Genomic DNA, 12642 nt, shown 5'->3' with positions numbered 1-12642 from the left:
TGCCCTCTTGCCCACCCCCTCCCAATTCATCTCCCCGCCCTCGCCTTCCTTTCGCCTTTATCCCTTATCCTTCATCCTTTCCTTTAGCTTCCCTTCCCTCTGGACCCCCCTTCTCTCCCGCCAATGGATGTGGACCTTCGGCCGCAACACCATCGAAGCCACCCAGCTCGCCACCAAAGGCCGCGCCCGCATCCGCCACGCCGCCTGGACACCCCCCACGGAACTCGACATCCCCGCCAGCGTCACCGACACCCGCCTGACCTCCTACGAAACCACCATCCCCCTTCAGCAGCGCGACTCCCGCCTCACCATCCTCACCCGCTGCCACTGCCCCACCGGCACCTATTGCAAACACGCCGCCGCCCTCATCGTCCACGCCAGCGATAAAACCAACCAACCCGCCATCGAAGCCCTCGCCCAATCGCCAATCCCCATCGCCACACCCCCCAAAACCCCCCCCCGAGAAAACACCCCCAACCCCCCCCCCCCCCCCCACCCCAGCCCCCCCCCCCACCGCCCCCTATTGCAACCCCCCCCCCCCCCCCCCCCCCCCCCCCCCCACACCCCCCCCCCCCCCCCCCCCCCCCCCCCCCCCCCCCCCCCACCCCCCCCCCCCCCCCCCCCAAACCCCCCCCCAAAAAAACCCCCCACACCCCCCCCCGCCAGCAACACCCGCCCAGCCCCCCACAACCCCACCTCATCCTGCGCCGCGTCGATGCCACCCAGCCCAACAGCAAGGACACCAAATCCCAAAAAAAACTCCGCATCCCCGTCGCCGACCCCATGGTCACCTACGCCGGCTGCCCCGACCGACTCTCCATCACCGTCCGCGCCTCCGACCACGAATGGACCGCCGACGGCATCCTTCACCGACTCGAACGCGACACCGAAGCCGAACGCACCCTCCTCCGTCAGCTCCACCACCTCGGCCTCCAACCCTTCATGGAAGCCCATCCCGGAACCCTCACCACCGCCCCCCTCAACCCCCTCGCCCTCCCCCCCAACTACGAAACCGAATTCTGGCCCCAACTCCTCCAAACCGAACGCCCCAACCTCAAAACCCGCGGCTGGACCATCCACCCCACCCCCGACTTCGGCCACGACATCATCCAGCTCGAAGACCACCACTTCCACACCCAGCTCAAACCCGAACCCGGCACCGACTACGACCTCCAAATCGGCCTCCACATCAACGAACACCGCCTCTCCCTCATCCCCATCATCGCCGACGCCGTCCACAAAGGCCTCACCGTCCAGGAAGTCGCCGAAAGCCCCCCCGACACCCCCTTCCTCTTCTTCATCCCCGAACTCGGCGACCGCCTCATCTCCCTCCCCCAACAGCGTCTCCTCCCCATCCTCAGCATCCTCCACGAACTCTCCTCCCCTGCCACCCGACGCAAAAAACACCTGCGCATCGACCGACTCCGCGCCGCCCAGCTCAGCACCCAAAAAGGCCTCGCCCTCCAGCTCCCCGCCGAACTCGCCCAACTCGCCCAGCGCCTCAACACCCAAACCACCCTCCCCGACCTCCAGCCCCCCACCACCCTCAAAGCCACCCTCCGCCCCTACCAGCTCGAAGGCCTTCGCTGGCTCCAGTTCCTCCGCGAACTCAACCTCCACGGCATCCTTGCCGACGACATGGGCCTCGGCAAAACCATTCAAACCATCGCCCACATCCTTACCGAAGTCGAATCCGGCCGCGCCACCCAACCCACCCTCATCCTCGCCCCCACCAGCCTCCTGCGCAACTGGGTCAACGAAGCCAAAAAATTCGCCCCCTCCCTCCGCACCCTCACCCTCCACGGCGACCACCGCCGCGAACGCTACCCCTACATCCGTCAGTCCCACCTCGTCGTCACCTCCTACCCCCTCCTCATCCGCGACATCGAAAAACTCAAAACCTACGACTGGCACCTCGTCGTCCTCGACGAAGCCCACAACATCAAAAACGCCCGCGCCAAAGCCGCTCAGGCCGCTCGCGCCCTCAACGCCCGACACCGACTCTGCCTCACCGGCACCCCCATGGAAAACCACCTCGGCGAGCTCTGGTCCCTCTTCCACTTCCTCATGCCCGGCTACCTCGGCGAGCAGGACACCTTCCGCACCTTCTTCCGCAACCCCATCGAAAAGAAAAACGACCCCCACGCCCAGACCCGCCTCAGCGCCCGACTCCAACCCGTCCTCCTCCGCCGCACCAAAGACACCGTCGCCAAAGACCTCCCCGCCAAAACCGAAATCATCAACCCCATCGACCTCGACAAATCCCAGGCCGACCTCTACGAAACCATCCGCGCCGCCGTCGACAAACGCGTCCAGGCCGCCATCGCCGACCAGGGCCTCGAAAAAAGCCAGCTCATCGTCCTCGAAGCCCTCCTAAAACTCCGCCAGGTCTGCTGCCATCCCCAGCTCCTCAACCTCGAGACCACCAACACCCACACCACTTCCGCCAAAACCGAATTCCTCCTCGACGAACTCCTCCCCGAACTCATCGAAGAAAACCGCCGCATCCTCATCTTCTCCCAATTCACCAGCATGCTCGCCATCCTCGAAGCCGAGCTCAAAACCCGCAACCACCGTTACGTCAAACTCACCGGTCAGACCCAGGACCGCGAAACCCCCGTCAACCAATTCCAAACAGGGAAAATCCCCCTCTTCCTCATCAGTCTAAAAGCCGGCGGCGTCGGCCTCAACCTCACCGCCGCCGACACCGTCATCCATTATGATCCCTGGTGGAACCCCGCCGTCGAAGCCCAAGCCACCGACCGCGCCCACCGCATCGGCCAAACCAAACCCGTCTTCGTCCACAAACTCATCTGTCAGGGCACCATCGAAGAGCGCATCGTCGAAATGCAAAACCGAAAATCCACCCTAATCACCAACCTCCTAACCGGCCGCACCGACAACCTAAAACTCACCCAAGAAGACATCCGCGAGTTACTGTCACCTCCATAACAATCCATCATCGTTTCGAGACCCCTAAGCCTTTCGGAGCATCGTAATCCTGCACTTTTATGAAATTACAGCAAATTTCACTAGTAGTTTGGCTTACACTTGGCTAGAAAAAAGGTGTGCCTTGCGAGTAAAATTCCCTTGCCTCAATACCGGGAAACTCAAAGGCTTAAGCACCCTTAAAATGTCAGACTCAAGCCCTCCTCCCCAAGCAGCCAACGGTCAATTCGACACAGATCGGAGATTCCTTGCTCCGGAAATCCACGGTTTCGATAGGCTATTTATTCCGCCGCTCACTGGCAAAGAACGTGACCATCAGTCCCGAGGAATTCCAGAAAATTCCACCATTTTGCTCTCTGGGCCCCCTGGTGCAGGTAAAACCGTTTTTGGCCTTGCCATGGCACGCGCCGTGATGCACAAGCTGCGCGCTAAAAAACCCAAGCTTTTTTACCTCACCCTGGAAGTGGATAAAGAGCGGCTAAAAGCCAGCATGGAAGAAATGGGCTGGTTTGAGGGTGGAAATAAAGATGCCTTCGGTAGGCATGGCAACAAAGTCAGGTTCATCGAAGTCAAACCAGAGATCGACCGCCCCGTCCCAAATAGCGAGGAAATGGGAAACATGCTCTTCCGCAAGCTCGAAGCCCATGTCGAACCCGGCAGCGAAGAACCTGTGCTGGTGCTCGTGGACAGCCTTACCGCTATGGTGAGTTCCAGTGGGGATTTCGCAGAACGTCGACGCCAGACTAATGAATTGCTTTTTCGGCTGCGCTCCTTGTTTGGAGAATGTCTAATGCTCACCCTGCTCATCGCCGAGCGTAGTTCCACCCCGCCCGAAGACCCTGCATCCGCCGTTGAAGAGTATCTGGCAGACTTTGTCTTCCGTCTTGATCTCAGGCATCTCGAGCTAGGCAGAAGATTGCGCACTCTCGACATCATCAAAACCCATGGGGCCAACATGACAGTGGGACAACATACGTGGATGATCCTCACCGATCGAGGCGAAACCTCTAAAGCCGTCTCCCTCACACAGACTCTGAACACAAAAATTCGTGACAAAGCATTCGATGAAAAGGGAATACCCATAAACAATGAAAAGTGGGGCGCCATCTTGATCCTGCCACGCTCAAGGGCGCACACTACATTCAGCGATGGTGAAAAAGTTGGGGGCAAACAAATCCTCCACGCCGGAACGCCCGGTTTGGATCAAATGCTGACCGGAGAGGAACCCGAATACTGGCTCGACCTTGTTCGCTCTTCCAGCGGAAACACAGCGAAGCCTGGCCTCGAAGCGGGCTCCATCACCTTATTGGTTGGTCCACCTGGTTCTGGCAAAACGGGCATCTGCAACCAATTTTTGAAGGTAGACGACCTCTCTATATTTATGACGGGTGACGATCCACCGAAAAAAGTGCCAAATCTTTTCATCACGTTTGAACGGGAGCATTTAACCGAGAAATCGGAAGAATACAAATCACTCGTATTCCGCCACTCGCAGGTAGACTTTAATCTACTGCTCACCCAAGTGCGTGAAGAAATTCTGAAAGGCTTGCCCAGAAGGATCGCTATAGATGGCCTCTCTGAATGGCTGTCTGCCTATCAGAGCAAAGATCGTGCGATGGTGCTTGAAGCTTTCCTTGCAGGCATCGACGAAGCCACTCAGGAAATCGCAAAAAAATACTCAAACCCTATCAAGCCCACCCTGTTCATCAGTTACGAAACTTCGCTCCAAGGTGATCCTCTCGCCCCAGACACCTTAGGAATTCCCGCCGACAACATCATTGTCCTACGGCAGATTCAAGTTCAGGACGCCACCCGAAGACTCTTATACATCGTCAAGGGTAGTGCGCAATACGACCGCAACATCCGTGAACTGGTTTATCGCAAGGATCAGGATTCCATAGAGAATAAAGCCTGTGTCACCGCTGGTCTCGACGCATTCTCCTCCTTACTCAGTCGGAACCCTCAGAAAGCAGAAGTCCTGCTCCAAATGTTTGAAGAAAACAAAGCAGAAGCCAAATGGAATTCCCAGATGGTCAAGCGCCTCAAAAAATCCATTCCCCTCACTTACAACTCGTTCACCTTCTTCCGCACCGAAATCGGCAGCACCCTGCTCTCCTGCAACCACTCCAACACCCTGCCCTCAAGTGACCTCCGCATCATGAGCGTGGACGAATGGTGGCTTCGTCATGTGCTCGCAAAACATGATCCGAACACCAAAAACCATCTGCTATTAGATCTCAGCGGCCTCTTAAATCCCGCACATCAAAACAGCCGCCTAAACTGGAACGATTTTTGGCTTACCGAGGTCGATAAGTGCAAAGTTGGAGAAAACCAAAAAATCTCCGTGTTGGCCGTCCCAGCCTACATGGATTTTGGCATGTTTTGCGTCAATGCCCAACAACTGATTAAGGTCAACGATGATAAGTTCAAAACTACACTTGAACCCCTTATTGAAAAAATCCCATCCAAGCCTGAGAACAGAAAAGATCCTCCCATCAACCCTGCCGTTCTCGCAAGTGCGCAGCAAGCGCTGCTGAAAGCCATAGAGCAAGAATTACCGAAAACCTGGGTGCCTAAAAACTTTAACTTCGACTCATTTCCTATCGTTCCATCAAACGACGAGTCAAAGTCACTCCTCGAAATTGCAAAGCCAAAAGGCGAAGAAGACGCACCTTGGTTCTTCGCCTTTGACACCAGCACGCCAGAGACCTGTGTCTGTCAGTTCTTTGAACTCGCCTGGGCATTTGGAGCTTCTGAGGATTTCTTGGCCCACAAAATGCCCAAAACCAATAATAACCCACTCACCCAATCGCTACGACTTCTGCAATACATGGTGCATCACCGCCTCATGCCACCTGGAGCCAATGTGCGTGACACGGCCAACGCCGTTTTCTCCCGCCAGTTCCTAAGCACCCTCGCCAACCTGAAACGCGATGAACAAATAGTCGACGCCATCGTGCCCCTGCAATACTGGCCTTCAGGCAGCAATGACGACGAAGCGCATGCTGCACTGATTGAAGACCTGCGCAAGAGGCTTGAGCGTCAAATCGTCGATCGATTAAACACCGGTTTGTTGTCGCTTCAGAAAGTGCCCAAACTCGAGAAGCAAGCTTCGGAACTCTACAACAAGCTCAACGAGCAACCCAGCCTCATCCCCTCAATAAAACCCGAGGATACTCTGGGGAAAATTCAAGCTTTCACCAAAAAATTACGCAAATCACCCGAACCTACACTCTATCAAAGCCTCCAGACCTTCCTCAAAAACGCTGAATTCACCATCGAAAATTTAGAATCGAAAATCAATAAACCCGTCATCACTGTTGAAGACTTCACCGAACTCTTCCAACGTCACGAACTCCGCCTGGACCTTCTGTCCAAAGAATCCCCAACACTCACTGGCTACGGCTGCACCGGAGCCTGGTTTTATGCCGTCCATGCAGGAAGTCGCAGCGTCACCCTCGCGCCGGACATCCTCCAGGAAATGACTTCCCTCAAATCCGCCATCGAACGCGCCGAGCTCGGTGCCGGCATGCCCGCAAGAAAAGACTTCTACGATCACATGGGCCACCATCCCGTCAAACATGCCGAACACTTTACCTGGAGCGAACTCTATGACCACGCCGGTGCCCGAGCACGCCGCCGGGATCGCGTCCTGCCTACCAATTGCGAAAACGCACCAGAAATCTACCGCTACATCAGCTCCATGGTCGTCCGCACCCTCCACGCAGCCCAAGAAGACACGCATCGAGGAAAAAGTAGAGTTGCCATACCCGATGCAGCTTCACTCGCAAAACTGGCTTCGCACAGAGCCAACACAGAAGTCGAAGCGCTTTACGAATACATTTTTCCAAAGAAACAAAGCACCCCTCCATAACAATCATGAGCACTACCCCTAAAGAAGATCCTCAAAAAAAAGGAGTCATCATTGACGGAGACAGTTATTACCTCGGCTTCCTAAAACCCATCGGAACCACCGGTGATGCCGAACTCATCCGCATCCCAGGCGGAGCCGCCCTTGTGCGTGATATGGTCAATGGTTTGACCCAGGAAATCGACCTGAAACCGATCATTTCAGAAGACAGATATACGCTAAGCCCCATCTCCCGCCGCCTGCATCACGTTCATAATTTTGCAGACAAAGACAAACCTGAACTTTGGAGACTCCACAAACCACAGAGAATTCATGATAGTCAATCACTTCAAAACGTTCTGAATTGCCAAGAAATCAAAGACCTTACACCCTATAGAAAAATAGGACCTGAAGAGAAAAATTGCGCAGTCTTCCTGGAGAGACTAACCGACCTACCTTTCGATGCCGCCCAAAATATAACCATTCCTGAGCCACAGTTGGGCAGCACATCAGACCCTCCACGCATCACTTGTGACTACTATATCAGAGCTTCACATCCCGTGCTTGATCTCACTTCCGGCATCCCGTCCGACAAGGCCTCATCGGGAGTCACGATACAAAATGCAGCCATCGCAGTGGTCTCAGCCGCTCAGTTGACAGCTCATGCAAGGATTCGAACAGGGTCATCTTATGAAGCCATGTGTGTCGATCTGCTACGCTGGCTGTGTGTCGAAAATACCTCCAATAACCCTGCCCCCACCTTCAAATACAAGCCCAAACCTCAAGCACTCACGTCTATCTTCGGTAAAAGTTTCGCAGAGCGCTTCAACACCAATAATACCCCAATTCCTCTCTATTTGCTGATACGCCTGAGCACAAGTGCAATTCTTGTATGCTCCACACGTTTGAATACAAATAGCAGTTGTGAATCATTCCAAGCTTGGTTGCTCTACGATATTGAGAAGCCCGCGAAATTTCAAAAAGTAGGAGGTGGAATTGTTCGCGGCTTCGGGGCAATGATTGCAAGCGCCCTAATCCACAAACTCACCGCTGAACCCAGTCTCCCCGACAGGACTAACCCGAACGCTGAAGACATCATCCTTAACGCAGTGCAGTTCGGACTTAAACTCAGCAGAATGTATGACAAAAAAGGATACGGTTTCCTTACCAACCCAGTGAAAGAAGACCCCATCACCAAAAATTACATAATTGACTTGATCACAAGCATCGCAGAAGAAGAGAAAAAGGTGAAAAAGGACAAAAAGCCCATATGGATGCCACGTCAACTTTGTCTCACCAACGACCTCTCAAGAATCATCTCCGAGGAAAAACTATGGACACTTGCCGGAGCTGAGACGCGGGCTGCTGATCCCGATCCAAACAACCTCATCTTGGGCAATGAAACGAATGAAGAATGGCTTAGGAAAGCATGCCAAAGCTCGCAGGACATGGCCATCCGCCTGCTAACGTCAGATTCTGCAAAAAAAGACCTGCAGAAACTCCCCGTCTTTAATCTCGGCATCATCTCTGCCCTAGATCGCCTTGAATTCGAAGACTACCTCGCCATCCAAGCCGCCCTCATCCAGTATCATGAAAGCGGCCATGACAAACCACTCAACATGGCCGTGTTCGGCCCCCCCGGCGCAGGTAAATCCATGGGCATCAAACAAATCCTCAAATTCACCGCAGGGGATACCAAAATATTCTCCAAGGAACCATTAGTCTTCAACCTCGCCCAGTTCAAATCCCTCGACGAACTCGCAAATGCCTTCAACCTAATCCGCAACGAACACATCGACGGAGCCATGCCCGTGGCCATGTTCGACGAATTTGACAGCAGCTTTGATAACCGCGCCTTCGGCTGGCTCAAATACCTCCTCGCCCCCATGCAGGACGGCGAATTCTGGGACGGCAAACAAAACGTCAAACTGCCCCGTTGCGTCCTCGTCTTCGTCGGCGGCGTCAACCGTCGTTTCGATGAAATGAACGCCCGTGTCCGCGACCCCGAATTCTGCGCCGCAAAAGGCCCGGACTTCATCAGCCGTATCCGCGCCTCCCTCAACGTCCGCGGCGTGAACAAGCCCGATGAGACCGATGACCAAGAAGGTCGCTACCTCATTCGCCGCGCCCTGTTGCTCCGAGGCCTGCTCACAGGCATTCATAAAAGTTTGGGTGCCGACTTGCCTGCCAAAGTCATGGATGAACCACTTGCCAGAGCCTTCCTCGGAATCGAAGCCTTCAAACATGGCACCCGTTCCGTAGAAGCCATCCTCCGCATGTCGCACGTCGAGCGCGGCAAAACCCTCCGCGCCTCCGCCCTCCCCCCGAGAGATCAGCTCAACATGCATGTGGATGGTAAGTGCTTCATAGAACTAGTGAATTATGAGCCAATCTGAACCCTGCCCACCGCATCGGCCAGACTAACCCCGTCTTTGTCCACAAACTCATTTGCCAAGGCACCATCGAAGAGCGCATCGGCGAAATATCAACCATCATCCCGTCATTACCTCCTCATCCCCATGCAATTGCATCTCACCATCAACAAATGCATCACCAAAAAAATCTCGATTTTTTGAACGCAAAATCGCCTACATCGTCTACCTGCGGGTCCATCCACACACCCATCCATGCCATTCCGATTCCCTTTCCTTAGCTACCCCCTCCAGCCATTCTCATCCTTCGTAGAAAAACTCCCCAAAAACTCCCGCTCCAAGCTGCCCCAGCACCTCGCTGAAGCCAAATATTCGGTCCGCCTCCTGCGTTATTGGTGGTCAGGTCAGGCCCTCGCCGCTGAAGCTAAAAAACTCGGACGCCCACTTCACGTCGTCGACCTCGGTTGCGAGCGCGGCTGGCTCAAACACTTCACCCCGGAAGGCGTCGTCGAACGCTGGACTGGCCTCGACTGGAACCCCCAACCCGAGGTCACCCAGCTCGCCCAATACGACGAGGTCAAACACGCCAACTTCGACGAACACCTGCCTCTCCCCACGGCCACCGCCGACGCCGTCGTCAGCCTCCACGTTTTCGAACACCTCCTCCGCCCGGGCAGCACCATGTCCGAAATCAGCCGTCTCCTCAAACCCGGCGGCATCTTCCTCGGCGGCGCCCCCACCATGCCCCACTGGATCGCCACCCTACGCGAAAAACACTTTCGTCGCCTCCTCCAGCAAGGCAAACTCGCCGCCGGTGGACACATCACCGTCCTCTCCCCTCAACGCTGGCAATCCCTCGTCAACGACGCCGGGTTCGACCTCGACTTCATCACCGGCAGCCACGCCATCCGACGCACCGGCAGCAAACTCGAAAACTCCCTCTGGTGGGTCCGCCTCAATCAAATCTGGGGAGCCCTCTTCCCCTCACTCGGCTCCGAGTGTTATCTCATGGCACGACGCCAGGCCACCACCTTCAGCGAGTCCGACCGTCTCACCTCCGACGCCGCCCATCACCGCGCCCTCTGGATCACCCTTGCCGCCACCACGGCCATTGCCTTGATGTTCGGTTTCTCCGCTCTCACCGACCGCTACCAAGCCAGACAGGAACAGCGCATTGCCTCCTGGCTCAGCGCCCATCAATCGGGCAGCGACCAGTTCCTCATCTGGGATGAAGCCCTTGCCCACTGGTGTGGCGACCGGCCCGACCTCCATTGCGCCGATTCCATCGAAGAACTCCAGCAGCTCATCCAAAAACACCAAAACGCCCACCTGCTGGTCACCGTCGACCGCGCCAGCACCCTCACCCAATCCAGTTCCGACAACAACTGGCGCATCGATTCCCGACTCGACTTCGACGGCACCGATTATCTCCTCCTCAAAAAAGGCGAAAGCGGCACCCATCTCAAAGAATACCTCCTCGGTGCCAACTAGCCTTCTTCGAGCGCGCCCATTGCCAACAGCGGATGCGATGTCCTGAAGCGTCTCTACGGTTCGTCATTTGACCAAACCGTCAACACGCTTCACGATCCGCCTCCCATGTCTTCCTCGCCGTCGCCCGCACCCGAGCCCCCGCCTTCGCCAGATCCAATCCCGGTCACGCCCGCTCCCAGCTTCTGGAAAAACGTCGGCCAAGCGCTGCGCGGACACGAGATCGTCCTCACCTCCGTCAACACCGAGCGCGCCGTCCTCCTCCTCGCCGTCCCCATGATCCTGGAAATGGTCATGGAGTCCCTGTTCGCCATCGTCGATGTCTTCTTTGTCTCCCGACTCGGCAAAGATCCCGTTGCCGTCATCGGCATCACGGAATCCATGATGACCATCATCTACGCCGTCGCCATCGGCATCTCCATCGCCGCCGGAGCCATCGTCTCCCGCCGTATCGGCGAAAAAGACCCTGAACGCGCCTCCCACGCCGCCGGGCAAATCCTTATCCTCGGTATGCTCGTCGCCAGCGGCAGCGGCCTCGTCACCGGTTACTTCACCCCGCAACTCCTCGCCCTCATGGGAGCCGACGACAACGTCATCCGCATCGGCACCGAATACGCCCGCATCATGCTCGGCGGCAACGCCACCGTGTTCCTCATTTTCCTCATCAACGCCGTGTTCCGTGGCGCAGGCGACGCCGTCATCGCCATGCGCACCCTGTGGATCGCCAACGGCATCAACATCGTCCTCGACCCCTGCCTCATCTTCGGCCTCGGCCCCTTCCCCGAAATGGGCGTCACCGGAGCCGCCGTCGCCACCAACATCGGACGCGGCATCGGCGTCGCTTATCAAATCTGGCACCTCATCGGCCATCAAAGCCGCCTCCGCGTCCGACTCACCCACCTCAAACCCGACGTCCCGCTGCTCATCTCCATCATGCGCACCGCCAGCAACGGCATCGCCCAACTCCTCATCAGCACCACCAGCTGGGTCGGCCTCTTCAAAATTCTCGCCATGTTCGGCAGCTCCGCCCTCGCCGGTTACACCGTCGCCATGCGCATCATCATCTTCGCTTTGATGCCCGCCTGGGGACTCGCCAATGCCGGTGCCACCCTTGTCGGCCAAAACCTCGGAGCCAACCAGCCCGACCAGGCCGAGAAAGCCGTGCGCATCGCCACCAAATACAACGTCATCGTTCTTTCCTTCGCCGGACTCCTCTTCATCATCTTCTCCACCTTCCTCGCCAGCCTCTTCACCACCGATCCCGAAGTCAAAGCCTACGCCGTCCAGGCCCTGTGGATCGTCAGCCTCGGCTTCCCCCTCTACGCTGCCGGCATGTGTCTCGAAGGAGCCTTCAACGGCGCAGGCGACACCTGGACCCCCACCCGACTCAACTTTTTCTGCTTCTGGGTCGGCCAAATTCCCCTCGCCTGGTTCCTCTCCAAAGTCCTCAACTGGGGCTCCCTCGGCGTCTTCATCGCCGTCCCCACCGCCTTCGGCACCCTCGCCATCTGGAGCTGGTTCGTCTTCCGCATGGGTAAGTGGAAACTTAAACAAATCTAACTCAGCACATCATCACCATGATCTGAGCCCATCTGAGTTCATCTGCGTCATCTGAGCAAGAAAAGAACCTCGACACAGATAGACTCAGATATCCACAGATGATCTCAGATCAAAACCTACTACCGAACAAGGTCCTGAACAACTCCCTCGTCACCCCCTCGAAAAATCTCATTGACGAAAACCCTTTTATCGTCGATCTCGAAAATATTCCATGATGTCCGGTTCCTATTGCCCTCGCCACCCTCAGCAGACGCCCGCGTTTAATAAGCGCGACGAGCGCGTCTGGCCTTTGTGGCGGATTCATACGGACATTCATCGCTGATTTCATCTAACAGCACCCCTCCCGTTTCTGATCCCGCCCACCACCAGTGAGCGGGTTTTTTGTCTTTAGGTCATGAGCTCCCACTGGTTCCCCTCCCCTTC

General features: G+C 56.4%; 6 protein-coding genes. 5 read left to right on the top strand and 1 reads right to left on the bottom strand.

The window, feature by feature from the left end; genetic code table 11:
- Window positions 1–64: 64 nt before the first annotated feature.
- Window positions 65–397, bottom strand: coding sequence for a hypothetical protein (locus tag FEM03_RS03640; RefSeq protein WP_138084812.1), 333 nt, complete (start codon window positions 395–397; stop codon window positions 65–67).
- A 386-nt stretch (window positions 398–783) separates the two neighbouring features.
- Here FEM03_RS03640 and FEM03_RS03630 point away from each other — a divergent pair, with 386 nt between their 5' ends.
- From FEM03_RS03630 to FEM03_RS03610, 5 genes are all read left to right on the top strand, one after another.
- A complete protein-coding gene (locus tag FEM03_RS03630) occupies window positions 784–2952 on the top strand; it encodes a DEAD/DEAH box helicase (RefSeq protein ID WP_138084811.1) in 2169 nt (722 codons plus the stop codon).
- 181 nt (window positions 2953–3133) lie between these two features.
- Window positions 3134–6823: an ATPase domain-containing protein gene (locus FEM03_RS03625; protein WP_138084810.1), complete on the top strand. Its 3690-nt coding sequence runs from the start codon at window positions 3134–3136 to the stop codon at window positions 6821–6823.
- Between the two features lie 5 nt (window positions 6824–6828).
- Window positions 6829–9195: a P-loop NTPase family protein gene (locus FEM03_RS03620; RefSeq protein ID WP_138084809.1), complete on the top strand. Its 2367-nt coding sequence runs from the start codon at window positions 6829–6831 to the stop codon at window positions 9193–9195.
- 231 nt (window positions 9196–9426) lie between these two features.
- Entirely contained in the window at window positions 9427–10662 is a 1236-nt protein-coding gene (locus FEM03_RS03615; RefSeq protein ID WP_138084808.1) for a class I SAM-dependent methyltransferase, read from the top strand.
- 105 nt (window positions 10663–10767) lie between these two features.
- A complete protein-coding gene (locus FEM03_RS03610; RefSeq protein WP_138084807.1) occupies window positions 10768–12219 on the top strand; it encodes an MATE family efflux transporter in 1452 nt (483 codons plus the stop codon).
- Window positions 12220–12642: the final 423 nt, after the last annotated feature.

The organism is Phragmitibacter flavus (assembly GCF_005780165.1).
Taxonomy (GTDB): Bacteria; Verrucomicrobiota; Verrucomicrobiia; order Verrucomicrobiales; family Verrucomicrobiaceae; genus Phragmitibacter; species Phragmitibacter flavus.
This window is presented reverse-complemented; position numbering and strand designations above follow the sequence as displayed.